Origin of the sequence: Shewanella marisflavi (assembly GCF_002215585.1) — a bacterium.
Lineage (GTDB): Bacteria > Pseudomonadota > Gammaproteobacteria > Enterobacterales > Shewanellaceae > Shewanella > Shewanella marisflavi.
Genome location: NZ_CP022272.1, coordinates 563,874 through 590,206 on the forward strand (window position 1 = coordinate 563,874; position 26,333 = coordinate 590,206).

At 50.6% G+C, this 26,333-nt stretch carries 24 protein-coding genes; 17 read left to right on the forward strand and 7 right to left on the reverse strand.

Going from position 1 to position 26,333, the window contains the following annotated elements; translation table 11 throughout:
* Window positions 1–124: 124 nt before the first annotated feature.
* Window positions 125–1,252 carry an NAD(P)/FAD-dependent oxidoreductase gene (locus CFF01_RS02535; RefSeq protein ID WP_088903757.1) on the forward strand — a complete coding sequence of 376 codons (1,128 nt, stop codon included), beginning with the start codon at window positions 125–127 and terminating at the stop codon, window positions 1,250–1,252.
* 49 nt (window positions 1,253–1,301) lie between these two features.
* On the opposite strand, the gene CFF01_RS02540 is transcribed toward CFF01_RS02535, so the two are convergent.
* The 3 genes from CFF01_RS02540 to uvrA all read right to left on the reverse strand — a co-directional run bounded on the left by CFF01_RS02540 (window position 1,302) and on the right by uvrA (window position 7,284).
* Window positions 1,302–3,110, reverse strand: a complete 1,809-nt coding sequence (locus tag CFF01_RS02540) for a DEAD/DEAH box helicase (RefSeq protein WP_088903758.1) — start codon at window positions 3,108–3,110, stop codon at window positions 1,302–1,304.
* Window positions 3,111–3,357: 247 nt separating this feature from the next.
* The gene (locus CFF01_RS02545; protein WP_232479493.1) at window positions 3,358–4,350 is read right to left on the reverse strand and encodes a M20/M25/M40 family metallo-hydrolase; all 993 of its coding nucleotides are present in this window, start codon (window positions 4,348–4,350) and stop codon (window positions 3,358–3,360) included.
* Between the two features lie 108 nt (window positions 4,351–4,458).
* Window positions 4,459–7,284, reverse strand: a complete 2,826-nt coding sequence (uvrA, locus tag CFF01_RS02550; RefSeq protein ID WP_088903759.1) for an excinuclease ABC subunit UvrA — start codon at window positions 7,282–7,284, stop codon at window positions 4,459–4,461.
* Between the two features lie 202 nt (window positions 7,285–7,486).
* Here uvrA and CFF01_RS02555 point away from each other — a divergent pair, with 202 nt between their 5' ends.
* The 6 genes from CFF01_RS02555 (at window position 7,487) to CFF01_RS02580 (ending at window position 12,117) form a co-directional block, all read left to right on the forward strand.
* The gene (locus tag CFF01_RS02555; protein ID WP_033538789.1) at window positions 7,487–8,854 is read left to right on the forward strand and encodes an MFS transporter; all 1,368 of its coding nucleotides are present in this window, start codon (window positions 7,487–7,489) and stop codon (window positions 8,852–8,854) included.
* 74 nt (window positions 8,855–8,928) lie between these two features.
* On the forward strand, window positions 8,929–9,597 hold the full coding sequence (locus CFF01_RS02560; protein ID WP_088903760.1) for a single-stranded DNA-binding protein: 669 nt from the start codon (window positions 8,929–8,931) through the stop codon (window positions 9,595–9,597).
* Window positions 9,598–9,804: 207 nt separating this feature from the next.
* Window positions 9,805–10,794, forward strand: a complete 990-nt coding sequence (gene dusA / locus CFF01_RS02565; RefSeq protein ID WP_088903761.1) for a tRNA dihydrouridine(20/20a) synthase DusA — start codon at window positions 9,805–9,807, stop codon at window positions 10,792–10,794.
* 297 nt (window positions 10,795–11,091) lie between these two features.
* A complete protein-coding gene (locus CFF01_RS02570; protein WP_088903762.1) occupies window positions 11,092–11,370 on the forward strand; it encodes a hypothetical protein in 279 nt (92 codons plus the stop codon).
* Window positions 11,371–11,532: 162 nt separating this feature from the next.
* The gene (locus tag CFF01_RS02575) at window positions 11,533–11,739 is read left to right on the forward strand and encodes a PspC domain-containing protein (protein WP_033538785.1); all 207 of its coding nucleotides are present in this window, start codon (window positions 11,533–11,535) and stop codon (window positions 11,737–11,739) included.
* Between the two features lie 18 nt (window positions 11,740–11,757).
* Entirely contained in the window at window positions 11,758–12,117 is a 360-nt protein-coding gene (locus CFF01_RS02580) for a hypothetical protein (protein WP_088903763.1), read from the forward strand.
* A 13-nt stretch (window positions 12,118–12,130) separates the two neighbouring features.
* Here the strand turns inward: CFF01_RS02580 and CFF01_RS02585 are convergent, their stop codons facing one another.
* On the reverse strand, window positions 12,131–12,868 hold the full coding sequence (locus tag CFF01_RS02585) for an enoyl-CoA hydratase (RefSeq protein ID WP_088903764.1): 738 nt from the start codon (window positions 12,866–12,868) through the stop codon (window positions 12,131–12,133).
* Between the two features lie 49 nt (window positions 12,869–12,917).
* Between CFF01_RS02585 and CFF01_RS02590 the strand changes: the two genes are divergently transcribed.
* The 3 genes from CFF01_RS02590 to CFF01_RS02600 are packed head-to-tail and all read left to right on the forward strand — an operon-like array spanning window position 12,918 to window position 15,132.
* Window positions 12,918–13,385, forward strand: a complete 468-nt coding sequence (locus CFF01_RS02590) for a copper chaperone PCu(A)C (protein ID WP_033538782.1) — start codon at window positions 12,918–12,920, stop codon at window positions 13,383–13,385.
* A gap of 12 nt (window positions 13,386–13,397) precedes the next feature.
* Window positions 13,398–14,369, forward strand: coding sequence for a DUF2333 family protein (locus CFF01_RS02595; RefSeq protein ID WP_033538781.1), 972 nt, complete (start codon window positions 13,398–13,400; stop codon window positions 14,367–14,369).
* A 4-nt stretch (window positions 14,370–14,373) separates the two neighbouring features.
* The gene (locus CFF01_RS02600) at window positions 14,374–15,132 is read left to right on the forward strand and encodes a TIGR04219 family outer membrane beta-barrel protein (protein WP_033538780.1); all 759 of its coding nucleotides are present in this window, start codon (window positions 14,374–14,376) and stop codon (window positions 15,130–15,132) included.
* Window positions 15,133–15,206: 74 nt separating this feature from the next.
* Here the strand turns inward: CFF01_RS02600 and tolC are convergent, their stop codons facing one another.
* Window positions 15,207–16,532: an outer membrane channel protein TolC gene (tolC, locus tag CFF01_RS02605; protein WP_033538779.1), complete on the reverse strand. Its 1,326-nt coding sequence runs from the start codon at window positions 16,530–16,532 to the stop codon at window positions 15,207–15,209.
* Window positions 16,533–16,816: 284 nt separating this feature from the next.
* Between tolC and nudF the strand changes: the two genes are divergently transcribed.
* The 7 genes from nudF (at window position 16,817) to parC (ending at window position 24,876) form a co-directional block, all read left to right on the forward strand.
* Window positions 16,817–17,425: an ADP-ribose diphosphatase gene (gene nudF, locus CFF01_RS02610; protein WP_033538766.1), complete on the forward strand. Its 609-nt coding sequence runs from the start codon at window positions 16,817–16,819 to the stop codon at window positions 17,423–17,425.
* Window positions 17,422–17,868 (forward strand): DUF1249 domain-containing protein, encoded by a 447-nt coding sequence (locus tag CFF01_RS02615; protein WP_033538765.1) that lies wholly within the window; start codon window positions 17,422–17,424, stop codon window positions 17,866–17,868. The genes nudF and CFF01_RS02615 overlap by 4 nt, the downstream gene beginning before the upstream one ends.
* Before the next feature lie 9 nt (window positions 17,869–17,877).
* A complete protein-coding gene (cpdA, locus tag CFF01_RS02620; RefSeq protein WP_088903765.1) occupies window positions 17,878–18,717 on the forward strand; it encodes a 3',5'-cyclic-AMP phosphodiesterase in 840 nt (279 codons plus the stop codon).
* 175 nt (window positions 18,718–18,892) lie between these two features.
* Window positions 18,893–19,471, forward strand: a complete 579-nt coding sequence (locus CFF01_RS02625; protein WP_033538763.1) for a YqiA/YcfP family alpha/beta fold hydrolase — start codon at window positions 18,893–18,895, stop codon at window positions 19,469–19,471.
* A 48-nt stretch (window positions 19,472–19,519) separates the two neighbouring features.
* Window positions 19,520–21,406 carry a DNA topoisomerase IV subunit B gene (parE, locus tag CFF01_RS02630; protein ID WP_033538762.1) on the forward strand — a complete coding sequence of 629 codons (1,887 nt, stop codon included), beginning with the start codon at window positions 19,520–19,522 and terminating at the stop codon, window positions 21,404–21,406.
* A gap of 96 nt (window positions 21,407–21,502) precedes the next feature.
* Window positions 21,503–22,612 carry a PQQ-dependent sugar dehydrogenase gene (locus CFF01_RS02635; protein WP_052125552.1) on the forward strand — a complete coding sequence of 370 codons (1,110 nt, stop codon included), beginning with the start codon at window positions 21,503–21,505 and terminating at the stop codon, window positions 22,610–22,612.
* On the forward strand, window positions 22,609–24,876 hold the full coding sequence (parC, locus tag CFF01_RS02640) for a DNA topoisomerase IV subunit A (protein WP_088903766.1): 2,268 nt from the start codon (window positions 22,609–22,611) through the stop codon (window positions 24,874–24,876). The genes CFF01_RS02635 and parC overlap by 4 nt, the downstream gene beginning before the upstream one ends.
* Before the next feature lie 67 nt (window positions 24,877–24,943).
* On the opposite strand, the gene CFF01_RS02645 is transcribed toward parC, so the two are convergent.
* Window positions 24,944–25,135: a bacterioferritin-associated ferredoxin gene (locus CFF01_RS02645; protein WP_033538759.1), complete on the reverse strand. Its 192-nt coding sequence runs from the start codon at window positions 25,133–25,135 to the stop codon at window positions 24,944–24,946.
* A gap of 160 nt (window positions 25,136–25,295) precedes the next feature.
* Window positions 25,296–26,222, reverse strand: coding sequence for a D-2-hydroxyacid dehydrogenase (locus tag CFF01_RS02650; protein ID WP_088903767.1), 927 nt, complete (start codon window positions 26,220–26,222; stop codon window positions 25,296–25,298).
* Window positions 26,223–26,333 lie beyond the last annotated feature (111 nt).

The window sequence follows — 26,333 nt, forward strand, 5'->3', positions numbered from 1 at the left end:
TTAGTATCAGTGGGTCTCTGGGTCTGTTATAAGCCGATGATGCTTAATGTTGGTAGTATGGCCCGGTTGGGACGGCGACTATCTTTTTGATTAACCGGATATAAATTAAGGGAGAAAGCGGGCGATGGATAAGATGGATGCAGTGGTCGTTGGCGCCGGGGTAGTCGGGCTTGCGGTGGCTGCCAGGCTCAGCCAGCGTTTTAAGCGGGTGCTGCTCGTCGATCGCGCCGAGGCCATAGGTACAGGGATCAGCAGCCGCAACAGTGAGGTGATCCATGCGGGGATCTATTATCCCACTGGAAGCCTGAAGGCGAGACTGTGTGTGCAGGGAAAACATGACCTCTATGCCTATTGTGCCCGCCGTAGCATCGCGGTTAACCCCCTCGGCAAGGTGATAGTTGCCAGCCATAAGGGGCAGGAGGCTAAGCTAGATGCCTTGCTCGAGCAAGGACGGGCCAATGGGGTGGAAGATCTCGAGCCCCTGAGTCGTCGGCAATTGGCGGAGCTGGAGCCTGCGCTTAAGGCGGCGGGCGGGCTATTTTCTCCCTCAACCGGCATCATAGACAGCCATGGCTATATGTATAGCCTATTGGCTGAAGCCGAGGCAAATGGGGTGATTTTTGCTGCGCATACTGAGTTTATGGGGGCGAGCGCCCACAACAATGGCTTTAGCATAGAGCTGGTAAATGATGGATTAGTGCTGCAGATAGATACCCATTATTTGATTAATAGCGCCGGGCTTTATGCCTGTGAGCTGGCCAGTAAGATAGAGGGGTTGGGTAGTGCGTTTATTCCTACCTTGCATTGGTGCAAGGGGCACTATTTTTCCTATCAAGGGAAGAGTCCTTTTCGCCATCTTATCTATCCCGTGCCTGAGCCCGGTCTTAAAGGTCTGGGGATTCATGCAACCTTAGACTTGGCGGGTCAACTCAAATTTGGTCCTGATACCCTTTACTTGCCGCGAAGCAGCGGTGAAGAATATGCGGTGCCAGAGAGCTTGAAGGCGACATTTTACCGCGCTATCTCGGCCTATTTTCCTCAGATTGAGCTTGATAGATTGCAAGCTGACTATGCGGGTATCCGGCCTAAGTTACAGGGCCCGAATGATAGCCAGGTATCTGATTTTGTTATTCAAGGTGAGGCCGAACATGGCCTGGCGGGATTGGTTAACCTAATAGGGATAGAGTCGCCGGGGCTCACCGCGAGCCTGGCCATTGCCGATCAGGTCTCTAAGAGGTTACCTAGCCTGTGAGGCAACAAAAAAGGAGCCCTTAGGCTCCTTTTCTTTAAACGTCTAACGCTTAAGCGTTATCTTTACCGCCTTTGCGGTGAGATTTACGCTCGCCGACAGGCTTACGACGACGTGCTGGACGGCTGTCATCTGACGCACCCGCAAGTTCAGTTCCCGCTTCGCGAATATTGAGTGGCTTACCACATACGCGCACCTTCTTGAGGTGTTGCAGTATATCTTTTGGCATGCCATCAGGCAGATCGATAGAGGTCATCTGATCGAATAGCTGGATCTGGCCAATGTAGCGGCTGTCGATGTTGGCTTCGTTGGCTACGGCGCCCACAATGTTACCCACACCCACGCCGTGGTCACGGCCGACATCTATGACGTAACGGCACATCTTGACATCTGGATGATCTTTAAGCGTGTCAGCCTTACCCAGATTGGTTGGCGTTGGACGCGATTCACGACGGCCACGAGGGCTACGTTCGCCGCGCTCACCACGTTCACTACGATCACGTGAGTTACGCTCATCACGACTATCGCGCTGGCGTTCCTGGATCGGTGGCAGTTGCAGTGGACGCTCTTTTTGCACCATGTTAAGCAGGGCGGCAGCCAAAGCTTCGGTATCCACTTCCAGCTGCTGACAAAGCTGTGCAACGGCACCATGCATAAAGTCTAATGACTCATTGTTGATGGTGTTTGATACCTGCTCACCTAAGCGAGACAAACGACGCTCGGTAACGGTTTCTGGGCTAGGTACATTCATTGGCGAAATACGACTCTTGGTCGCACGCTCAATGGTACGCAGCATACGCATCTCTCTGTGGGTGACGAACAGAATCGCCATACCGGTACGACCCGCGCGGCCAGTACGACCAATACGGTGTACATAGGCTTCGGTATCGTATGGGATGTCGTAGTTGATCACGTGACCGATACGCTCAACGTCCAGACCTCGGGCGGCAACATCGGTAGCGATCAAGATATCTAGCTTGCCGCGTTTAAGCTGGTCTACTGCGCGTTCACGGGCCTGCTGGTTCATATCACCATGCAGCGGTGACGAGGCATAGCCACGGGCTTCAAGTTTCTCAGCCAATTCGACACAGCTGTTACGGGTACGCACGAAGATGATGATACCTTCAGTGTTTTCCACTTCCAGTACGCGTACCAAGGCTTCGAGTTTGTTGTGTTGTGACACCTGAACAAAACGCTGCTCAATTGACTCAACCGTGGTGTGGCTGGCGGCGATGCTGATGTGTACCGGCGTTTGCAAATACTTGTTGGCAACGCGCTTGATCTGCTCTGGCATGGTTGCAGAGAACAGCGCTAGCTGGCGTTGCTTAGGCGTATGCTCCAGGATCCACTCGATATCGTCGATAAAGCCCATCTTGAGCATCTCATCGGCTTCATCGAGCACCATAGCTTTTAGCGTTTCAAGCTTCAGGGTGCCACGACGCATATGGTCCATGACGCGGCCTGGCGTGCCGACTACGATCTGTGGACCACGACGCAGCGCATTAAGCTGCTGGTGCATGCTTTGACCACCATAGATAGGCAGTACATGCAGGCCTTTCATAAATTTGGAGTAGCTACCAAATGCTTCGGCGACCTGAACGGCTAGCTCACGTGTTGGCGCGAGTACTAAGATCTGTGGAGTATTGGCATTGGCGTCGATAGCATTTAATAAGGGAAGTGCAAAGGCACCTGTTTTACCTGTACCGGTTTGTGCCTGGCCTAAAATATCTTTACCCTCCATGAGGGGATCGATACTAGCTGCTTGAATTGGCGTAGGTTTTTCGTAACCTAGCTCGTCAAGAGCACGCAACAAAGGCTCGGACAGGCCGAGTTCGCGGAAAGTTTTTTCACTGGATGACATGGGTTGTAGCCTTGTGGTGTAACTAAGTGCAGAGACTGCACCAAAAGATTTTAAAGACAGAAAATCAACCCCGTGTCGACTTCCCGCACCGAAAACGAATCAGTAAGCCGATTATTATACCAGTAAGTGAGATATCTTTCCACCACTTGGCATAATTTTAGCAGTAAAGCAGGAGTGCGGTTAATTTAAACAGATATTTAACAATGAGTTACATTTTTCAGAAATACAAAATTCCCTGTGTTTTATATTAGTTATTTAAAAGATAACTATCAATTATTAACAGTTTGTAGGCAGTTTCCGTAACAGCGGCTAGAAAATTAACATCTATCTTGGATATGTCATCGCCAGGTTGGTGGTAATCCTTATGGGGTGGGACCCCGAAGTAGAGCCAGGGAATGCCTGCTTTATGAAAAGGATAATGATCTGAAGCTCTTAACCAGTCGATACGCTGAATGGTTTTGCCCGCTTCGGGGGGATGATTGGCGCGAATACAGAGGTTGACAGTTTGTTCCAACTCAGTCTTCAAGGTGTCGAATTGGCTAAATCCGCGACGCCCCTCGAGATAGATGCGGGCGTTACGTGCCGGTCGGCCTATCATATCCAGGTTGATCACCAATTCGATCTGTTCTGGCACGAGCTGAGTGTCTGGCGCCATCAAACCGTCGACAAACGCCTTGGAACCATACAGTCCAGGTTCTTCAGCATCTGTGGCAATAAACAGTAGGTTGGCTTCTCTTGGTTGACTGGCTATGTGGGCGGCTATTTCCAGCAAGGCGGCGACACCAGATGCGTTGTCGTCGGCGCCGCCATAGAGTTTGGAGCCCTGTTTGCCTAAGTGATCATAATGGGCCACCACGACTCGCCAGCGGTCACTGGGCGCGGTGGCGGGTAGCGTGCCGATCACATTGGTGCCGATGCGAGTACTGAATTGATACTTGTATTCGAAATCGTGTGAAAATTTGCCCTGCCAAGGGGTGAGTCCTGCGCCCTGCATCGCTTCTATAATGTACTCTCGGGCGAGGGCGGCGCCTTCTGTGCCTGTCTTGCGTCCCATGTAGGCTGGAGAACTCAGCGTGGCGACCCGCTCATATAGCATTTGTTGATTGGCCCAGGTGAGACGATACTCTTCGCTGCAGGTGGGCTGGGTATTGGCACAGCCCATTAGGCTCGTTGTGACTATGCACACAAGCAGCAAGCGGATCAGCTGACGAGCAGGGTCTGTGGCAAGAGGGGTTGTCAATTCAGTGATACCCTTTGGATGAAAACTCCTAACCTACCGAGGTTTGCTCAATAAAGGAAACAAAAAAGCCAGCCCGGTGAGGCTGGCTTTTGAAGGGTTGAGTTAGGATTAACCCTTTAGCAGCGGCTTAAGGAAGCGGGCCGTGTGTGAACTTTTATGCTCTGCCACCTGCTCCGGCGTGCCGCTGACCAGTATGGTGCCGCCGCCCGAGCCGCCTTCTGGGCCAAGGTCGATGATCCAGTCGGCGGTCTTTATCACATCCAGATTATGCTCGATGACGACGATAGTATTGCCGTGGGCCTTGAGGCGGTGCAGCACATCGAGCAGCAGCTGGATATCGGCAAAATGCAAACCTGTGGTGGGCTCATCGAGGATATAGAGTGTCTTGCCGGTATCGCGCTTAGACAGCTCCTTGGCGAGCTTGACCCGCTGGGCCTCGCCGCCTGAGAGGGTAGTGGCGCTCTGCCCAAGGCCAATATAGGAGAGACCTACTTCCATCAGCGTCTGCAGCTTACGGGCGATGGCTGGCACGGCGTCGAAAAATTCGCGCGCCTCCTCGACCGTCATCTCAAGCACCTCATGAATGTTCTTTCCCTTGTAGCGTACCTCTAAGGTCTCGCGGTTATAGCGCTTGCTCTTACAGGCGTCACAGGGCACATACACATCCGGCAAGAAGTGCATCTCGACTTTGATCAGGCCGTCGCCCTGACAGGCCTCGCAGCGACCGCCCTTGACGTTGAAGGAGAAACGTCCCGGCTTGTAACCACGGGTTCTCGCCTCCTGGGTGGCGGCAAATAGCTCACGGATTGGGGTAAAAATTCCCGTATAGGTGGCCGGATTAGAGCGCGGCGTGCGACCGATAGGGCTTTGATCGATATCCACCACCTTGTCGCAGTGCTCCATACCAGTGACTTTCTGATAGGGCGCGGGTTCATCTACCGTGGCACCGTTCAGCTGGCGATGGGCAATTTTATAGAAGGTATCGTTGATTAGGGTCGATTTGCCCGAGCCCGATACCCCGGTGACACAGGTAAACAGACCGACGGGGATAGTGAGATCGACGTTTTTCAGGTTGTTGCCCGAAGCGCCAAATAGCTCTATGACCTTGCTAGCATCGTACTGGGCGCGCTTTTCGCTGATCTGAATCTGCTTCTTACCCGAGATATATTGGCCGGTGATCGATTCGTCACAGGCAATGATCTCTTTTAGCGGACCGTCGCAGATCACCTGACCGCCGTGCACCCCGGCGCCGGGACCGATATCGATAATATGATCCGCCATACGAATGGCATCTTCGTCATGCTCGACCACGATCACCGTATTGCCGAGATCCCTAAGGTGGATCAAGGTATTGAGCAGGCGTTCGTTGTCTCGTTGGTGTAAGCCGATAGAAGGTTCATCCAGCACATACATGACGCCGACTAAGCCTGCGCCGATTTGACTGGCGAGACGAATACGTTGGGCTTCACCGCCAGACAGAGTATCGGCGGAGCGCGACAGACTGAGGTAGTTGAGGCCGACGTTGACCAGGAAACCGAGGCGATCGCGCACCTCTTTGAGGATCTTCTCGGCGATCTGGGCTCTTTGCCCGCTTAGGGTCAGTTGTTCGAAGTACTCCATCGCCTCACCGATAGACCACTCGGTGAGTCTTGGTAGGTTGAGGTCTTCAATAAACACATGACGGGCTTCTTCCCGCAGGCGCGAGCCGCCACAGCTCTGACAGGCCTGAGTATTGATATATTTGGCCAGCTCTTCGCGTACCGAGTTGGATTCGGTCTCGCGGTAGCGTCTGTCCATGTTGTTCAGGATCCCTTCGAAGGGGTGGTTGCGCACCACCACGTCGCCGCGATCATTGATGTATTTGAAGGCGATGCTCTCCTTACCTGAGCCATGCAAGACGATATTGCGTATCTTGGCGCTCAACTTCTCGAAAGGGGCTTCGACATCAAATTTGTAGTGCTCAGCCAAAGAGGTAAGCATCTGGAAATAGTAGAAGTTACGTCTATCCCAGCCGCGAATGGCGCCGCCAGCCAGCGACAGTTCGGTGTTAGTGATCACCCTGTCGGCATCGAAAAACTGCTGCACCCCTAAACCGTCACAGGTAGGGCAGGCGCCGGCCGGGTTGTTAAAGGAGAAGATGCGCGGCTCAAGCTCGGCCATGGAGTAACCACAGTGGGTACAGGCAAAGTTGGCCGAAAAGAGCAGTTCTTCGGTGTCACCATCCATAGAGGCGACAGTGGCAATACCGCCTGAGAGTTCCAGCGCGGTTTCGAAAGATTCAGCCAGGCGCTGCTGCAGATCATCGCGCACTTTAAAACGATCCACTACCACTTCGATGGTGTGTTTCACATGCAGTTCAAGCGTTGGAGGATCGGACAGATCGCAGACTTCGCCGTCGATACGGGCGCGAATAAAACCTTGGGCGGCTAGGCTCTCGAGCAGCTTAACGTGCTCACCCTTGCGATCATTGATCACCGGCGCCAGCAGCATCTGCCGGCTGCCTTCTGGCAGTGCCAATACCTTGTCCACCATCTGGCTAACGGTCTGCGCCGCCAGCGGCTGGTTATGAGTCGGACATCTGGGTTCGCCGACACGGGCAAATAATAAACGCAGGTAGTCGTAGATCTCTGTGATGGTTCCTACGGTAGAGCGCGGGTTATGTGAGGTCGACTTCTGTTCGATGGAGATCGCCGGGCTCAGACCTTCGATATGGTCTACATCGGGTTTTTCCATCAGGCTTAGGAATTGGCGCGCATAAGCCGATAAGGATTCGACATAACGACGCTGCCCCTCGGCGTAGAGGGTATCGAATGCGAGTGAGGATTTTCCTGAACCCGACAGGCCAGTGATCACGATTAGCTTATCTCTGGGGATCGTCAGGTTGATGTTTTTGAGATTGTGGGTGCGGGCGCCACGTACTTCAATCTTGTCCATCTGTCTCTCTGGTTGTGCCGAAAAAGAGACTGATTATCGCATAAAAATTGAGTTAGGTCATAGAAAAGCCAAGCTTGTGATCTAGCGATAGGCGAATGGTAATAGTGCATTTTGGTCGCAGCTTTTACTTTTCTTTTTGAGCTATTTCCATGCTTCATGATAAACTGCGCGACTTATTTATGGATACAGATCAGGGCGAACAATGGCCAATAATGGACTGTCTAAGACTGAGAAAAGAGTCGCGTTTTCACTAGCCAGTGTATTTGGGCTGCGCATGATGGGCTTGTTTATGATCATGCCTGTCTTTGCGTTATACGGACAACACCTTGAAGGCTTTTCTCCCTTATGGGTAGGCGTTGCCATCGGGGCATATGGATTAACTCAGGCCATCTTACAGATCCCAATGGGGATCTTATCAGATAAGTATGGCCGTAAACCTATCATTCTGATTGGTTTGGCAGTGTTTGCGCTGGGCAGCTTGTTGGCCGCTTCGGCCGATTCCATTTATGGTGTCGTTGCTGGTCGTGCGCTGCAGGGAATGGGGGCGATTGCGGCGGCTGTGTTGGCGCTGGCCGCCGATCTGACCCGGGATGAGCAACGTACCAAGGTGATGGCTATCATAGGGATGTGCATAGGTTTCTCGTTTGCCTTATCTTTGCTGGTTGGCCCTATTGTGGCTGAGCATTTAGGTCTTTCAGGCTTGTTTGCCATGACCGCAGGCCTTGCCCTGCTGGGTATGGTGATAGTGCAGCTGCTAGTGCCGACGCCTATAAGTCAGGCCCCTAAAGGCGACACGGTCGCGGCGCCGGCTAAGCTCAAGGCGATGCTTACCGATCCTCAACTGTTTCGTTTGGATGCGGGGATCTTCATTCTCCACCTGGTATTAACCGCAGTGTTTGTTGCTTTGCCGCTGGATCTTGTCGATGCCGGTCTGGTGAAAGAGAAGCACTGGATGCTCTATTTCCCTGCCTTTGTGGGCGCTTTCTTCCTGATGGTGCCGCTGATCATCATAGGGGTGAAAAAGAAAAACACTAAGGCGACTTTTCAAGTTGCGCTGATGATCATGATTGCGGCCTTAGCTGCCATGGCAATGTTTGCCGATAGTCTGATGGTGTTGAGTGTGGCCGTGGTGCTCTTCTTTACCGGTTTTAACTATCTTGAGGCCTCCTTACCTAGCCTGATCGCCAAATTCTGCCCTGTGGGCGACAAGGGATCGGCCATGGGGGTCTATTCCACCAGTCAGTTCCTCGGCGCCTTCTGTGGTGGTTTGCTCGGCGGTGGGGCTTACCAGTTACTGGGGGCGGCGGGCGTCTTTGCCGTGGCGCTTGGATTGATGTGTATCTGGTTACTGCTAACGCTGGGAATGCAAAACCCTGTGTTGTTAAAGAGCTATACCCTTGAAGCAGTGGTGGAAGGTAAAGATCAGGCTCGCGCGATGGCGACTGAACTATCGCAATTGCCAGGGGTGGCCGAGGCCATTGTGGTACTTGAGGAGAAGGTCGCTTATTTGAAAGTTGATGAGCATTTCGATTTGAGACAGGCGCGAGCTGTGTTAGGCTCTTCCAATTAACACTTTATCGGCCGCAGGTCGCTCGTTTAAAGTGTACTTAATTTAGATTTGTAAGATTATCGCAGGAGATTTCAATGGCCAGTCGTGGTGTCAATAAGGTAATTTTGGTCGGTAACTTAGGGAAAGATCCCGAGGTTCGTTACATGCCAAACGGCAACGCCGTAGCCAACTTTACAGTGGCGACCAGTGAGTCTTGGAAAGACCAACAAGGTCAGATGCAAGAACGTACAGAGTGGCACAACATTGTAATGTACCGTCGTCTTGCTGAGATCGCCGGTGAGTACCTGAAGAAGGGCTCAAAAGTTTATCTTGAAGGCAAGCTGCAGACCAGCAAGTGGCAAGATCAGCAGACAGGCCAAGATCGCTATAAGACAGAGATCAATGTCAACGAGATGCAGATGCTTGATAGCCGTGCTCAAGGTCAAGGCGGTCAAGGTGGTCAGCAAGGTTATGGTGCACCGCAGCAGAACCAGTATGCGCCTCAGCAATCGGCTCCAGCGCCACGTGCACAACCACAATCACAATCACAACCACAGCCATCGGGCGCAGCGCCTCAGGGTGGATATGGCGCGCCGCAGCAAGCGGCACCACAACAAGGTTATGGCGCACCAGCGGCACCAGCCTACGCTCCTAAGCCACAGGCGGCGCCGCAACAAGCACCGCAGCAACGTCCTGCGCCGCAGCCTCAGCAAAACTTCACGCCGGATCTGGATGATGGCTGGGACGACGATATCCCGTTCTAGATCCCAGTTATTATAGTTATGTAAGATTAGCTAACATAAATAACCCTAAACCCAGTCATTTGATTGGGTTTTTCTTTTTCGCGCCCGAATCTCTGTGGTTATGCAGGGATGGTATACTCGCGCTGGAGTGTTCATTTGCCGCCATGCGGTGTAAAATGCGCGTCCAGCCCCTAGAAGGGCACTGCTAAACTTGGGTTATCCTTATTTATGTCATCTGCCACTATGCCAACTGCCATTAATCGTACTTTCTCCATTGCGCCCATGCTCGATTGGACTGACAGACACTATCGCTATTTCGCGCGTCTCATGTCTTCTGAGTTGTTGCTGTATACCGAGATGGTGACGACCGGCGCAATCATTCATGGCAAGGGTGACTATCTCGCCTATAACCAGGAAGAGCACCCGCTTGCTTTGCAGCTAGGAGGCTCAAATCCTCAAGATCTGGCCAAGTGTGCCAAACTAGCGGCCGAGCGCGGCTATGATGAGGTTAACCTTAATGTGGGCTGTCCATCGGATCGCGTGCAGAATGGCCGTTTTGGTGCCTGCTTGATGGCTGAGCCTGACCTGGTAGCCGAGTGTGTGGCGGCGATGAATCAGGTGGTGGATATTCCGGTAACAGTGAAGACTCGCATTGGTATCGACGACCAAGATAGCTACGAATTTCTGACTGAGTTTGTCGATAAGGTGAGCGCGGCCGGTTGTGACACTTTTATTATTCATGCCCGTAAGGCTTGGCTGCAGGGGCTTAGTCCCAAGGAGAATCGCGAGATCCCCGAGCTCGACTATGACAGAGTCTATCGCCTCAAGCGGGATTACCCTCAGCTGAGCATCTCCATCAATGGTGGCGTTAAGACATTGGCTGAGTGCGGCGAGCATTTGACCCAGCTAGATGGCGTCATGGTAGGGCGTGAAGCGTACCAGAACCCATATATGTTAGCGCAGGTGGATCAGCAGTTGTGTGGCTCGGATAAGCCTGTGTTGAGCAGAGATGCCGTTTTGGAGAATATGATTCCTTATATAGAGAAACATCTGTTGTCCGGCGGACGACTAAATCATATCACTCGCCATATCACAGGTTTGTATCAAGGCGAGGCGGGGTCTCGGGCCTGGCGTCGTTATTTGAGTGAAAACGCTCATAAGCCTGGCGCAGGTATCGAGGTCGTGCATCAAGCGCGTGCTAGTATGGATGCTAAATAGGCGATATAAAATAAGCCTTATTTAGTATGGGTTTAACCCATATCTCATCGTAAAAGCCACTGCAGTGTTAGTGGCTTTTTTTGTTTATTATTTAAACTAACCACCAAAAATAGTGAAAATTACCAGCGGGTAGTGAAACTCACTATTTGTTGATTTTCGCTTTTCTTAAAAAATCCTTCACCGAATCATTATTTTTAGATAAATGCTTATTTATCATATTGTTATGTCTGAATATCAAAGTTGGCACACCCTTTGTATTGTCTAAGATGTCATAAACGAAATGGAAAGGAAGACATCATGAACAAGCTAACTAAAGTATCGCTAATCGCCTCTCTACTAGTAGGTGCTAGCTTCTCTGCCTCGGCAGACGACTTTATCCCAACAGATATTACCGCCAAGCTGGAGCGTCATTTAGCCACTCAAATGCAAGAGATGATGGCCACCGCTCAGCAGGAACTTAGCCTATCACTGCAGGCGCAGTTGTCAGAATCACTGTTTGATACCAACGTCAAGTTGGCCGAAACAACGACAACAACTGAAGAAGCGCCAATGACGAGTGCAATGGTTAAGGAATAACTCTGGTTAAGGAATAACTATGACTTATCTATTTGAGTTAGCAGCACTATTACTGCTCCCTGTATTGAGCTTCGCGCTCTGCGCAACCTTAGTCTGTACGTTGAAATGGCATAAGGTGTTATAGCGGAAGCTCAAGACTTTTTTGATGTAAGGACAAGCGTTATGAATATCGATGATCTGGTTAGAAGACTGAAAAATCCCCGCAGCATAGTGTGTGGTGTCGCGGCGATGACGGCGGATAAGTTTGCCTGGTCTTGTCTGTGGACTCGAGTGGTTTGGGCGGTTGCAGCCTTTATGAATCCCGCCTTAGTGTTATTGGTTTATTTTGTATTGGCGCTGGTGCTGCCCAAGTGGAAACCCGGTTATTAGTACCTAGGGAATGATAGTGTGAAAGGACGTACAGTATTACATAAAGCACTGGATATCTTCTTGGTCTTGGGAGTCATTACCTTTGTCGCGGCGACCATTCTGATACTAGGCCATTACTTTGAAGTCAGCTGGTTTTATATCACTCTCGAATCGCCCCAATGGATAGATATTGGTTTGTGGAGTAGTGCCTTGGTCAGCGCACTGTTACTGATTTTACTTTTATGGCTGACACTGGCATTTAGTTTTATCGCCCTGGTTTCTTCATTCTGCGTATTGAGCGCCATCGCCATGATGTTTGCGGGTTTTTCCCTATTTTGGCCGCTACTTTTGTTATTGTTGGCCGCATGGGGAGTCGGGTTGGCCAGTCGAGTCGACTAGCCAAGTTGAGTCATTATTTGCTGAGAAAGGCCTTAAACTTCGCCTTAGCCTCGTCGCTCTGTAATCTTAGGGCAAACTCTTCTAACTCCTTTAGCATCTGCTCTCTGATAAGCGCCTTATCGCCTCGGAGCAATTGACGACTGATCTTGAGTGCCTGAGGAGGTTTCTGTGCCAGCTTGATGCTTTGCGCCAAGGCGTAATTCATGAGTTCATCGCTTGGCACTGTTTGATTGATAAGCCCCATGGCTTGGGCGCTTTGAGCGTCGAAAGGTTCACCTAGCAGCAAGAGTTCATTGGCTTTGGTCTGGCCAACAAGGCGGGGCAGTAATAGGCTGGCACCTGCTTCTGGCACAAGGGCTAGATTGATGAAGGGCAGCTGAAACTTAGCCGTGTTGTCGGCGTACACAAGATCGCAATGCAATAGTAAAGTTGTGCCAATCCCAACTGCTGGGCCAGCCACTGCTGCGACTATAGGTTTAGTGAGATCAAGTAGGGTAAACAGGAACTTGAAGGTGGGGTGATTCGGTCCTAAGTCACTATTTTTTAAAAAGTCAGCAACATCATTACCAGAGGTAAAGCAATCACCTTCACCTTTAAGCAGAAAGGCGTTAATTCCGTTGTCGGACTCCCCTTGGATAAGGTATTCTGTGAGCCGAGTGTACATCTCAAGGTTCAACGCGTTGCGTTTGTCGGGGCGATTGATCGTGATGATGCGAACGCCCTGCTCATCTTGAAATTGAATAGTACTCATTGGTCAATAATCCTTATAGGCAAATGGGGTTAAAAAGGAGTTTAAGGCATTGAAACAGATTTTCAAACAAGCGTTTAATTTCGTCTTGCTATCATGCACTTCATTTTCTGTATTAGCAAACGTCATGTTTGTGGATGGCTATGTCAGAGCCATGCCGCCGAGCGTGCCTAACACTGCTGCCTATTTCACCCTGATGAATCACGGGCCAGATCTTGATCTGGTTGGTGTCGAGACCGACGTGGCGGGGGAAGCGCAATTACATACCCTGATCGAAGAAGATGGCGTGATCAAGATGCGTCAATTGCCTAAGTTTACCCTGGCGAGTCACAGTAACCTTGAGTTGAAACCCTCGGGGAATCATGTGATGTTGTTAGGACTAAAACAACCGCTGACCGAAGGACAGGAAGTGGTGTTAAGGCTAAAGTTTAGTGATGGCAGCGAGCAGCAAGTGACGCTTCCAGTTAGCAAGCAAGCGGCAGCGACACAAGATGATGGTGAGCATCATCATCACCATTAATGGAGTAATCATATGCAGGTAACATGGAAACGGGTCAGTCTAGCGGTGGCCATATTGTTTTTTATTGGCTACATCATCAGCGTTTGGTGGAGCATTGAGCCCGATGGTATAGAACCTCATCAGCTCAATAATGAGTCAGGCCATAAGATTGTCGGTTATGCGACAACGACGTCTTTGATTTTGACCATGGAAACACTCCTGGATAAAAATGGCGGTTGGCTGTCGAATGATGTCATGCCACCCTCGTTGTTTATGGATAATATGCCCGCTTTCGAGTTTGGTGCCATCGAGCAGGCGAGGGACTTGGCGCTGATCATGCGCAAAGAGTTTAGTCGCTCACAGTCGCAGTCTACCGCCGATAAAGATCTACTGGCGGCTCATTCCAAGCTGAATATCGAACACACGAGTTGGCTGGTGCCTAGCGCCGAAGGCGAGTACCGTGACGCCATTAAGCTGCTGAAGCTCTACCGTGCCCGCATTGCTGATACCAATAATCCAGATGCCCAATTTTATGCTCGTGCCGATAATTTAAATGAATGGTTGAAAGAGGTGCAGAAGCGTTTGGGCAGTATGTCTCAGCGTTTGTCTGCCAGTGTCGGGCAGGAGCGTATTAATACCGATCTGGCTGGCGAGACTGAAGCCAGTCAATCGACTCCTAACCTTGCGAGCCAGCAGATTAAAACCAGTTGGTGGAAGATAGATGATGTCTTCTACGAGACTCGTGGTGCTACCTGGGCACTGCTTAATTTTATGAAGGCGATTGAGGTCGACTTTGCCGATGTACTGAAGAAGAAAAATGCTGAGGTCAGCTTACAGCAGATCATTCGTGAACTGGAAGAGACTCAGCAGTCTGTGTGGAGCCCAATTGTCTTAAATGGATCTGGGTTCGGCATAGTGGCCAACCATTCTCTCGTGATGGCCAATTATATTTCCCGCGCAAATGCCGCGGTGATTGACTTAACTAACTTATTGACTCAAGGCTAAATAGATGAAAAAAACACTAGTTGCATGTGCACTGCTAGGGTCTATAGCAGCGACGTCCGCACACGCGGCCACAGTTGTTGGTTTTAAAGTGGGTGGTGATTATTGGGAAGCCGATGCAGAGGGCACCTTTGCGCAAAAAGGAGTAGCCCAACAAGAGTTTGATTACAGCTCTTCATCTCAAGGCAGTGTATGGGTTGCTATCGAGCACCCAATTCCATTAGTGCCAAACTTTAAGATCCGCGAAAACCGTTTGGATGCCGATGGTAAAGCAACACTCGGTGGCGACTGGGCTTTTGGTGGTAACGTGTTTAACGACGACGTGACTACGGCGAGTAACCTGAGCAATACCGATTTTGTACTTTATTGGGAGCTGCTAGATAACGATATCGTCGCTTTGGATCTTGGTGCCGCCTATAAGAAGATGCATGGCTCTTTTCGTGTTCATCAGGTCTCGCCATCTGGCGTAGTGGGTGCCTACTCACAGAAAGATCTCGATGATGGTGTCGTGATGGCCTATGCCAACGCCGAAGTGGGGATTCCTGGCATAGGTTTGTATGTTTTTGCCGATGTGATGCAGGGCGTAGATGAAAGTAGCGTCTATGACTATCAGCTGGGCCTAGGCTGGGCGTTTGATGGTACGGCATTGGATACTAAGATCCGTTTCGGTTACCGTGACTTTAACTTTGACGTGAATGACTTCGATGGTGTGACCGCTAATATGCAGTTCAAAGGCTATTTTGCCGGACTTGAACTGGTTTTCTAACGTCTTGTTTCAAGCATAAAAAAAACCGCCATTATGGCGGTTTTTTTATGTCTAAAGGCTTGCTTTCAGAGGTCTTACTGACTGACTTCTGGTGCCTTTAGGCCGTTATTGATGGCGATGACATCGTCTTCGCTCAATGTGCCTGTGGCCTGTTTCAACGCTAGGATAGAGTTGATGTAACCGTAACGGGCATTAGAGAGCTGACGCTTAGAGTCGTATAGGTCACGCGTACGGTTGAGCACGTCAACAATGGTACGGGTACCGACTTCAAAACCGGCTTGGGTGGCTTTCAGCGCACTTTCTGAAGAGACCACAGATTGCTCATAGGCGCGGATTGAGCTGATAGAAGCGCCAACGTTATTGAAGTTGTTACGCACATCTTTGACTACCTTGCGGAAAGTCTGCTCCATTTTTTCACTGGCTTCTACGTATTGGTATTGAGCCTGATTGACTTTGGAACTGACTTTAAAGCCTTCAAAGATAGGCACGCTAAGGGTCAAACCGACATTGGCATTGTCATAATCGTTCAAGTTACCCGTCTGATTCTGCTGATCCAGATTGGTGGTGTAACCCGCATTAAGGCTTAATGACGGCATATGACCGGCCTTAAAAAGCGAGATGGTTTGCTGAGCGATATCTTTACCGATACGTGTCGTTAACAGATCTACACTATTGGTTTCGGCCATCTTTAGCCACTCGCTTGGGTTACCTGGGGTTGGTGGTACCGCGGTAAAGCGTGTGGTATCTAAGATATCGATAGACTTGTGGTCTATGCCGGTGATTTCTCGCAGGGCTTCGTAGCTGTTGATCAGCTGGTTTTCTGCCAGAATTTCAGATGCACGAGCCAAGTCATATTGGGCTTGGGCTTCATGTACGTCTGTAATGGCGGTAAGGCCCACAGCAAAACGTTGTTTAGTTTGTTCAAGCTGACGCTCGATAGCACGTTTTTCTGCGCCTTTAAATTCATAGTTGTCTTTCGCGGCTAAGACATCGAAATAAGCACTGGTGACACGAATGATCAGGGACTGAAGTGTCGAGGCATAGGCCGCGTCTGCTTGAGAGGCGGCAAGCTCCGCAAGATCGAGTCCGACCCAGGCGCTATGATCGTAGATGACCTGTCTCAGCGAGACACCTGCATCTAGGCCGCTGTTGTACATGTCATCATCAACGTTGCTCCAACTTTTTCCATAGCCAATGTTGGCACTGATAGTTGGTAGGAGTGGAGCACGGTTTTCTTCGATCTGCTCGTAAAGACGGTCACGCTGTGCTTGTGCCTGCAGCGCAACAGGATCATTGGTTAGGGCCTGCTGGTATATCTGCAGGAGATCGTCGGCCTGCACGGCAGTAGTCGTTGCTGCAAGCGTCAACGCTGCACATAAGGTGCGGATCTTAAATTTCATTAGCTGTCCTTTTTTAGACATAAATACTCCTAGATGGGAGCCATTTACTTAATAAAGTTAAGTGATGCTTCTGGCAATTCATTTGCTCAAAAGCGGTTTGCGCTTCCCGACGCTTCCCATAGATCTAAACTTATTAAGGTTAAGATATTAAGAAATTAACCATTTTTAAGTCAACTAGGAAGTGTAACAGTTTTTAACTGTAAGTCTGCAAATTTTAGCGATCAACATGCTATATTGTGAGCCCTTTGGGATAAGCAATCACTAACAAAATCGTGGGATGTGATATGAGCCAGAAATTCACCGGTGATGATGTACAAATGTTGGGCAAAAGAACCCTTTACCAGGGCTTTTTTCGCATGGAAGAGTACAGATTCAAGCATAGGCTGTTTGCCGGAGGCTGGAGTCAGGAGGTGGTGCGTGAAGTGTTCGAGCGTGGCCACGCCGTGGTAGTCTTACCCTACGATCCCGTGACCGACAAGGTAGTGCTGATTGAACAGATCCGTATTCCTGTCCTGGAGGCCGCACCGACGCCTTGGCTGCTAGAATTAGTTGCCGGCATGATTGAGACGGGCGAGTCGGCAGAGCAGGTCGCCCATCGTGAGCTGCAAGAAGAATCAGGATTGGTGGCCAGTGAGATGCACTATGTCAGTCAGTATTTTTCAAGCCCTGGTGGTACCAGTGAAAGGTTTGACTTCTACTGGGCCAAGGTCGATGCTTGTCAGGCTGATGGCCTGCACGGGCTGGATGAGGAGCATGAGGATATTAAGGTGCATGTGATGCCGCGAGAGGCTGCTTATCAACTGCTGTGTGACGGCATCATCAACAATGCTTCGACTGTTATTGGCTTGCAGTGGCTGCAGTTACATTATCAAAACTTAAGGTCAACCAAGTGAGTGTGTCGTTAAATAAGCGCAAGCAGGACTATCAGGTCAATGTGAGTCGATTTCTTGCCCTGTGTAGTCGCAACTACTTTAATATCTTACGCTGGCTGCCAGCCAATTGTGAGCAGGGAGAGTGCTGGCAGGTCGAAGGCGATTTCGGTTGCCTAGAGGTGCGGCTGCTGGAAAACACTCAATACACTCAATTAGTCGAGATATCCCGAACGCTGGATATGGTGCAATATGTTGATACTCCTAAAGTTGTAGTACGTGTTTACCATGACGCTAAATTAGCAGAAGTGTTAACTAGTCGACAGATTTATCGATTAAGACCAGTATATGATTACCCGAATATACGTATGTACCATAGAGACGAAAAGTATCAGGTAAATGCTTTTCTTGAAGAGCTACTCATGATTGACAACCATGCCCGAGTTATTTGTCAGTCCGAATCTTAGGGTTTTAATGTGCTAAAAGAGGCTATCTCTTATTCTATTGATCACGATGAGAGCGTTAAGCTGGTTCAGGTGACGGACCCTCATCTTTTTGCTGATCCCGAAGCGCAGTTGTTGGGTGTCAACACCGCACATAGCTTGGATGCTGTGTTAAACACAATAAAAGCGGTTGAATACCCGGCACACCTCCTGTTGGCAACTGGTGATATTAGCCAAGATTATTCAAACCAGTCTTACCACAACTTTGTGGCAGCCATCGAAAAACTCAATCTTCCTTGTCATTACTTGCCTGGCAATCATGACGACCCGCGTATCATGAATCTGCATATGCAGGGCCCTAGGGTCTATGGTGATAGGCGTATCCTGTTGGGAAAGTGGCAAATTATCATGTTGGACTCCACCGTTAGGGGGAAACCTGGTGGGCATATGGCCGACAGTGAGATGGCATTTATCGAAGAGGCTGTGGCTGCCCATCCCGATAAACATACGCTCTTAGCTATGCATCACAATCCTATCCTGGTGGATTGCAAGTGGTTGGATCAACACTGTATGGACAATGGCGAGGAGTTTCTCTACCGGGTATCGTCACTGCCTCAGGTTAAGGGCTTGTTGTGGGGCCATGTGCATCAAGGGTTAGATCAGGTCTATGCTGGAAATAGCGGGCCGCTGCGATTGATGGCGACCCCGTCGACCTGCATTCAGTTTAAGCCTAAGTCTCCCTATTTTGCCCTCGATGCTCAGCAGCCGGGTTATCGCCTGCTCGAGCTCAGACCCGACGGTTCCATTTTGACCAATGTCTATCGGGTGCCTGGAAATAAGTTTTCACCAGATCACGAATCGAGCGGTTACTAGCCTTATAAGGCCCGCTAGACAATGCGGGCCTTGTCTATTATTGAGCGTTAATATTTGGTTAATTGCGTCGCCGATGTTAGCATCTTGATGCCGGTGCCGTATGGAGCCACTTATCCTATGGTGCTTCGTATCGGCGGGCCTGATTTGCCGTTTTATCAATCGCTGTCGAGGAAATATGCTGCTCTATATTCATGGATTCAATAGTTCACCACAGTCAGATAAAGGCGTGGTAACGGCCCAATATATAGCCAAGCACTTTCCACAGCTCAAAATTATTCAACCACAATTGCCAGCCACACCTGAAGCGGCGATGGAGATGTTAATCGATCTGGTTGAGCAGGCCTTGGCTCAGGGTGAGTCTCTGCGTTTTATTGGTTCATCCCTTGGGGGCTACTTTGCCAGTTATCTGGTCGAACGCTATGGTGGCCGAGCCGTATTAGTTAACCCTGCCGTGAAGCCTTTTGAGCTGTTTGATGAGTTTCTCGGTCCCCAGTACAATCCCTACACAGATCAAGCTTATCAAATTTTACCCGAGCACAAGTTGGAGGTCGCCAAGTATGATACACCCGCGATTCAGCATCCAGACCGTTTTCTTGTGTTACTGCAGTCAGGGGATGAAGTGCTCGATTATCGGCAAGCAGTGAATAAATACCAATGTTGTCAGATGCTGATTGAAGCAGGTGGTGATCACAGCTTTGTCGGATATCAACAGCAGATGGAGGGGATCTGTCGATTCCTGTTTCTTGACAAATAGACATGTAGGGCCGCAACATGGCCTGAATAACAATATACTGTGTGCGCTATGACTAACCAATACACTTCAGATGCAATTGAAGTCCTCAATGGACTCGATCCGGTAAAACGTCGACCCGGTATGTATACCGATACCACGCGTCCAAATCATTTGGGGCAAGAGGTTATCGATAACAGTGTCGATGAAGCCCTCGCGGGACACGCGACCAAGATTGATGTAGTGCTGCATAAAGATAACTCGTTAGAGGTGATCGACGATGGTCGAGGTATGCCTGTCGACATCCACCCGGAAGAGGGCATTCCCGGGGTCGAACTCATCCTGACTAAGCTTCACGCCGGCGGTAAGTTTTCCAACAATAACTATCAATTCTCTGGCGGCCTTCATGGGGTCGGTATCTCGGTTGTGAACGCCCTGTCTAATCGTGTCGAGATCACTGTGCGTCGTGGCGGCCAGATCTATGATATGGCTTTCGAGCATGGCGATAAGGTGGAAGATCTCACCGTGACAGGTACTTGCGGTCGCCGCAATACCGGTACGCGGGTGCATTTCTGGCCAACCGCCAGCTATTTCGATTCAGCCAATTTCTCTATCCCTAAGCTTATCTATCTGCTTAGGGCCAAGGCGGTGCTTTGCCCTGGGTTACGAATTAAGTTCACTAACAAGCAGACGGGTGATGTTGAGGAGTGGTGCTACGAGAGTGGCCTCACCGACTACCTTAAGTCATCGACGCAGGGCGCAGTGACCCTGCCCGAAGAGCCATTTATCGGCAGCATGACGGGTAATACCGAAGCGGTTGATTGGGCCATTACCTGGCTTCCCGAAGGGGGGGATTCACTCAACGAGAGTTATGTGAATCTGATCCCGACCCCGCTGGGGGGCACACATGTGAATGGCTTCCGTCAGGGCCTGCTTGAGTCGATGCGTGAATTTTGTGAGTTTCGCAATCTGATCCCTCGGGGGATCAAGCTGTCACCAGAAGATATCTGGGATCGCAGCAGTTTCATCTTATCGATAAAGATGCAAGATCCTCAGTTTGCCGGGCAGACCAAAGAAAAGCTTTCTAGCCGTCAAAGTGCGGCCTTTGTCTCGGGGATTGTGCGTGATGCCTTTAGCCTCTGGCTCAACACCCATACAGATCAGGCCGAAGCCTTGGCCGAAATGTGCATCAGCAATGCGCAGAAGCGCCTGAAGGCTGCCAAGAAGGTAGCGCGTAAGAAGGTCACTTCTGGCCCAGCGCTACCGGGCAAGTTGACCGATTGTAGTGGCCAAGATCCTATGCGCGGCGAACTCTTCCTGGTGGAGGGTGACTCGGCGGGCGGCAGCGCCAAGCAGGCGAGGGATCGTGAATTTCAGGCGATCATGCCGCTGCGTGGTAAGATCCTCAATACCTGGGAGGTGGATGCGTCGCAGGTGTTGGCCTCTCAAGAGGTACATGACATCTCGGTGGCAATCGGATGCGATCCTGACAGCGAAGATATTTCTGAACTGAGATACGGTAAGATCTGTATTCTTGCCGATGCCGATTCCGATGGACTGCATATTGCAACCTTGCTGTGCGCCTTGTTTATGAAGCATTACAAGGTGTTGGTGGAGAAGGGACATATCTATGTCGCCATGCCACCACTGTTTAGGGTCGATGTGGGTAAAGAGGTGTATTACGCCCTGGATGAGGCCGAGAAGCAGGGCATTTTAGATCGCATCGCCGCCGAGAAGAAAAAGGGTAAGGTACAAGTGACCCGATTCAAAGGTTTGGGTGAGATGAATCCCTTACAGCTGAGGGAAACCACCATGGATCCCAACACAAGAAGGCTGGTACAGTTAACCATAGACGACGCCGATGACACTATGGCTATCATGGACATGTTGCTGGCGAAGAAGCGTTCAGGTGATCGCAAGACCTGGTTAGAAACCAAAGGCGACTTAGCCCAGCTATAGCTATGTCATTAAAATAAAAAAGATAATTTGTTAGACAAGCTTAATATAATGCATAAAAAAAGAGTTAGTTTTTATTTTCTGAGTACTTTTTTTGCCATGATGGCGACTGGGGTGACGCTCGGCGTGAGAGCCGAACAACCTATCATGATCACTGTCACCAAAGGGTTTGGATTATCCCTGTATGCCTCTGACCTTGGTGACGCCAAGCAGATGGCGTTGGGCGATGAGGGTACTCTGTTTGTCGGTTCCTATAAGGCGGGTACCATTCAGGCCTTGGTCGATAGCAATGCCGATGGCCGAGTCGATAAGCGCTATGTGGTCGCCAAAGGGTTGGAATACCCAGAGGCGATAGCCTTTCATAACGGTGACCTGTACGTCGCCGAAGAGGAACGCATTCTACGCTATGTCGATATAGAGAACCGCCTGCGACGCCCAGGCCGTGGTAAAGAGATTTATGATCGCCTGCCGGGTAAGACCAATAAGAGCCGCCGGGCAATGCGTTTTGGACCCGATGGTCGTCTCTATGTCGCCATAGGTGCCCCTTGTAATGTCTGCGAGGCCCATGCGCCCTTTGGTAGTATCATTGCCATCGATCTAGAAACTGGCAGCAGCGAGCAGATAGCAACAGGGATCCGCAATGTCACAGGTTTTGACTGGGCCCCTGGCGATAACAAGCTGTGGTTTGCCGATTTGGGCCGCGACTGGATGGGAGACCGACTGCCACCAGATGAAATTAACCGTGTCGATACCATAGGTGCTCACTATGGCTTTCCCTATATCCATGCCAGTAGCGTACTAGAACCCGCCTACGAGAAACCCAAAGGGCTTAAAGTCACCCGGCCCGTCTTTGAGCTACCGGCTCACGTGGCACCCATGGGGCTTGAGTTCTATCGTGGCAATAGCTTTCCAGAGAAGTATAGAGAACAGCTTTTTGTGGCAGAAAATGGCTCTTGGAATCGTTCTAGTAAGATAGGTTATCAGGTCACCATGTTGACCCTGGAAGGTCAACAGATCAGCAAGCGCCAGACGGTAGTGAGCTTTCTTGATGGTGAGTTTCCTGTCGCCAGGCCCTATGACTTAATTATGGCGCCAGATGGTGCCATGTACATTTCAGACGATTTGAAAGGCAATGTGTATCGCCTGTTTTATAAAGAGAACGCGAGCGAAGAAAGTGAAGCGAGTGAACAACAGGATCCTAACCAATGAGTGATGCGATAGATTTAAGCCTCGATGGCGTCGAACAGATGCCTTTGAGACGTTTCACCGAAGAAGCGTATCTGAACTATTCAATGTACGTCATCATGGATCGCGCCTTGCCGCACATAGGTGACGGTTTGAAACCAGTTCAGCGCCGTATTATCTATGCCATGAGCGAACTGGGCCTGACGGCTCAGTCGAAGCACAAAAAGTCGGCAAGAACTGTGGGTGATGTCTTGGGTAAGTACCATCCCCATGGTGACAGCGCTTGTTACGAAGCCATGGTCTTGATGGCGCAGCCTTTTACCTATCGCTATCCGCTGGTGGATGGTCAAGGAAACTGGGGTGCACCGGACGATCCTAAGTCATTCGCGGCAATGCGTTACACCGAGGCGCGTCTTTCAAAGTTTTCTGAGGTATTGCTGAGTGAGCTGGGTCAAGGCACTGTCGATTGGGGAGTTAACTTCGACGGTACTATGAAAGAGCCGCTGGTATTGCCTGCGCGCTTGCCACATATTTTGCTAAACGGCATTACGGGGATTGCTGTGGGCATGGCGACCGATGTGCCGCCCCATAATGCCCGTGAGTTGGTCAATGCCTGCGTTGAGTTGATCGATAACCCTAAAGCCGATCTCGAGCGTTTGATGGAGTTTGTGCCCGGCCCGGATTATCCGACCGAGGCGGAGATCATCACCTCTAAGGCCGATATCGCCAAGATTTATGACACGGGTCGCGGTTCAATCAAGACCCGCGCCGTTTACACCATAGAGTCGGGTGAGATAGTGATCACCGCGCTGCCCCATCAGGCTAGCGGCGGTAAGATCCTGGAGCAGATCGCGGCTCAGATGCAGGCGAAGAAATTGCCTATGGTGGCGGATCTGCGTGATGAGTCCGACCACGAGAGCCCTGTGCGTATCGTGGTTGTACCACGCTCCAATCGTGTCGATTGCGATCAACTGATGGCTCATCTGTTTGCCACCACAGATCTTGAGAAGAACTTCCGCGTTAACCTCAATGTATTGGGGCTTAACGGGCGACCCCAGGTCAAGGGGCTGAAACAGCTATTGACCGAGTGGTTGGAGTTCAGATTGACCACGGTCAGACGTCGTCTGGAACATAGATTAGATAAGGTGTTGGCAAGGCTGCATATTTTAGAAGCCTTGATGATCGCCTTCCTCAATATTGATGAGGTGATCGAGATCATTCGTTATCACGATGATCCGAAAGCCGAGCTGATGGCTCGTTTCAAGCTGACGGAAGAACAGGCCAATGCCATCTTAGACCTTAAACTGCGCCACCTGGCGAAGCTGGAAGAGTTTAAGATCAAGACTGAGCAGAGCGAGTTGGAAGCTGAGCGTGAGAAACTTGAGCAGTTGCTGAGCTCAGATCGCCGCATGAAGACCCTGATCAAGAAAGAGTTAAAGCAAGACAGCGAAACCTATGGCGATGAGCGCCGCTCACCTTTGATTGAGCGCAGCGAATCTCGCGCCCTGTCGGAGCAGGAGCTGGTACCGGCCGAGTCGGTAACTGTTGTATTGTCTGAGAAAGGCTGGGTGCGTTGTGCCAAGGGGCATGATATCGACCCAACGGCACTCTCTTACAAGTCGGGTGATGGCTTCCTCTGCGCCGCCTCAGGGCGGAGCAATCATGCTACTGTGTTTATCGGTTCCACAGGCCGGGCCTTTGCCACCGATACCCACACCCTACCATCGGCCAGAAGCCAGGGGGAACCAGTAACGACTCGCTTCCAGTTGTCTCCTGGGGAGTCTATGGTTCATGCCTTGCTGGGTGAAGATGGCCAATGCTTCCTGCTGGCCTCGGATGCGGGCTACGGCTTTATCGGCGACTATAAGGATATGGTGTCTCGTAATAAGGCGGGTAAGGCGTTACTGAGTCTGCCGGCCAATGCCCAGGTGCTGCCGCCGAAACGGGTAGATAAGAGCCGTAGTGAGTCGATTTTGGCGATCACCAACGAAGGGCGTATGTTGCTCTTCTCTGTCGATGCCTTACCGCAACTGGCTAAGGGTAAGGGCAATAAGATCATAGGTATCCCGAGTGACAGGGCCAAGAGCCGTGAAGAGTTGCTGGTGCACCTACATGTTGTGCCGCAAGATACCGCGGTGACCCTGTGGGCGGGTAAGCGTAAGCTGACTCTTAAGCCGAGCGATCTTGAGCATTACCGCGGTGAGCGTGGCCGTCGGGGCGCCAAGTTGCCTAGAGGGTTACAGCGCGTGGACAAGGTAGAGTTGGGCGAGGATGAACCGACGCTCTAGTGAATTGACCATAAAAAAAGCTGCAATTAAGCAGCTTTTTTTTATGGAATAAGGGTAGAAGTAGGCGTTAAGCCACTTCGTAGAAATTGGGGGTGACATCCAGTCTTGCCTGAATGATGTCAGTTGCCATTCGGCTGCATTTACCACATTGATTACCAACACCTAGACGGCGCTTTACATCGGCTAGCGACATATCACCTTGATCTACGGCTTCTTTAATTTGCTTGTCGGTAATAGCATGGCATAAGCAAACGTACATTGATTTAACCCCTCTACTTCAGATGCATGCAAGTATAAATGAAAACGATTCTCAATGCTAATAACGACTAGTTATAGACAGTAGCGAAGGGCAATAATCTGCGTAATTAAAAAATGTGATCCATCCCCCAGGTTATGGGGGATCTGTCTGATACGCCGGCTTAGTAGCCGCGCTCGAAGTTGACCCTATGGCTTAGGGGCTCGCCCTTGATGAATTTGTGGTAGTTGTTGGCAAAGATCTCTACCACCTGTTCAGGGAAACTAGGGGCGGCGATGTGAGGGGTGATGATGACATTCTCCAGTGACCAGATGGGGTGTTCTGCTGGCAGCGGCTCCTGATTGAACACATCTAAAATAGCCTGTTGTTGTGGATGCTGCTGTAATTGTGCGAAGAGGGCGTCAAGGTCCAGTACATCACCCCGTCCCAAGTTGAAGAGGATGGCTTCGGGTTTCATTAGCTCCAGCAACTGTTTATTGAGTGCGCCTTGCGTCTGCGGCGTGCTGGGTAAGATAGCGGCGATGGCATCGGCTTGGCCTATGTGGTGACATAGGTTTGACAGAGTATCGACATTATCGAAGCCTATGGTTGGCTTAGCGCCGCGATTTATCCCAGTGACCCGCATACCAAAATGTTTTGCAGTCTGGGCGAGGTGCTTGGCGATATTACCAGTGCCGAGCAGTAGAAGGTGTTGTCCCTGCAGAGTGCGAAAATTACCGGGACGCCATATTTTTTCAGCTTGCTGCGACTGATATTGCTTGTGCTGACGCTGGTGGGCCAGCAGATAGCCAAACAGGTATTCGCTCATTAAGGGGCCGAAAATGCCCCGCACATTGGTGAGCATATAGTCTCGGCGTAGCCTGGGTTTCACCAGAAGATCGACGCCAGCATAGGTGGACTGCATCCACTTTATCTGTTTGGCGTGGCCGACTAATGGCGCCGCCAGTGGTGGTTCGGCCAGCCAGATATCGGCATCGAGTATGCTTTGCGGATCGTCGCCAAGCAGTGTTAGATGAGGAAGGTGACAAGAGCCGAGTAAAGTGCGGTATTTGTCGTTGTCGCTGGTGAGTAGCAGTAGCTTGTGTTCCATAGCGAGTCCTTGTTGCTGTTTTTATTTTTGTGTTGTTAGACCCTGATTTGCATCAGTTGCTATTGTCTTTTGGCTGCTAAGCCCTGTGTGATGATCTCGTTGAGATGCTTC

What these genes read in the sequence shown, in the direction of transcription:
- CFF01_RS02600 (WP_033538780.1), top strand. Translation starts at nt 14,374, where the DNA reads ATGAAAAAAACACTAGTTGCATGTGCACTGCTAGGGTCTATAGCAGCG.
- CFF01_RS02585 (WP_088903764.1), bottom strand. Translation starts at nt 12,868, where the DNA reads ATGAGTACTATTCAATTTCAAGATGAGCAGGGCGTTCGCATCATCACG.
- CFF01_RS02635 (WP_052125552.1), top strand. Translation starts at nt 21,503, where the DNA reads ATGATGGCGACTGGGGTGACGCTCGGCGTGAGAGCCGAACAACCTATC.
- uvrA (WP_088903759.1), bottom strand. Translation starts at nt 7,284, where the DNA reads ATGGACAAGATTGAAGTACGTGGCGCCCGCACCCACAATCTCAAAAAC.
- parE (WP_033538762.1), top strand. Translation starts at nt 19,520, where the DNA reads ATGACTAACCAATACACTTCAGATGCAATTGAAGTCCTCAATGGACTC.
- CFF01_RS02535 (WP_088903757.1), top strand. Translation starts at nt 125, where the DNA reads ATGGATAAGATGGATGCAGTGGTCGTTGGCGCCGGGGTAGTCGGGCTT.
- CFF01_RS02650 (WP_088903767.1), bottom strand. Translation starts at nt 26,222, where the DNA reads ATGGAACACAAGCTACTGCTACTCACCAGCGACAACGACAAATACCGC.
- CFF01_RS02625 (WP_033538763.1), top strand. Translation starts at nt 18,893, where the DNA reads ATGCTGCTCTATATTCATGGATTCAATAGTTCACCACAGTCAGATAAA.
- CFF01_RS02560 (WP_088903760.1), top strand. Translation starts at nt 8,929, where the DNA reads ATGGCCAGTCGTGGTGTCAATAAGGTAATTTTGGTCGGTAACTTAGGG.
- CFF01_RS02575 (WP_033538785.1), top strand. Translation starts at nt 11,533, where the DNA reads ATGAATATCGATGATCTGGTTAGAAGACTGAAAAATCCCCGCAGCATA.
- nudF (WP_033538766.1), top strand. Translation starts at nt 16,817, where the DNA reads ATGAGCCAGAAATTCACCGGTGATGATGTACAAATGTTGGGCAAAAGA.
- CFF01_RS02645 (WP_033538759.1), bottom strand. Translation starts at nt 25,135, where the DNA reads ATGTACGTTTGCTTATGCCATGCTATTACCGACAAGCAAATTAAAGAA.
- tolC (WP_033538779.1), bottom strand. Translation starts at nt 16,532, where the DNA reads ATGAAATTTAAGATCCGCACCTTATGTGCAGCGTTGACGCTTGCAGCA.
- CFF01_RS02540 (WP_088903758.1), bottom strand. Translation starts at nt 3,110, where the DNA reads ATGTCATCCAGTGAAAAAACTTTCCGCGAACTCGGCCTGTCCGAGCCT.
- parC (WP_088903766.1), top strand. Translation starts at nt 22,609, where the DNA reads ATGAGTGATGCGATAGATTTAAGCCTCGATGGCGTCGAACAGATGCCT.
- CFF01_RS02595 (WP_033538781.1), top strand. Translation starts at nt 13,398, where the DNA reads ATGCAGGTAACATGGAAACGGGTCAGTCTAGCGGTGGCCATATTGTTT.
- dusA (WP_088903761.1), top strand. Translation starts at nt 9,805, where the DNA reads ATGTCATCTGCCACTATGCCAACTGCCATTAATCGTACTTTCTCCATT.
- CFF01_RS02555 (WP_033538789.1), top strand. Translation starts at nt 7,487, where the DNA reads ATGGCCAATAATGGACTGTCTAAGACTGAGAAAAGAGTCGCGTTTTCA.
- CFF01_RS02570 (WP_088903762.1), top strand. Translation starts at nt 11,092, where the DNA reads ATGAACAAGCTAACTAAAGTATCGCTAATCGCCTCTCTACTAGTAGGT.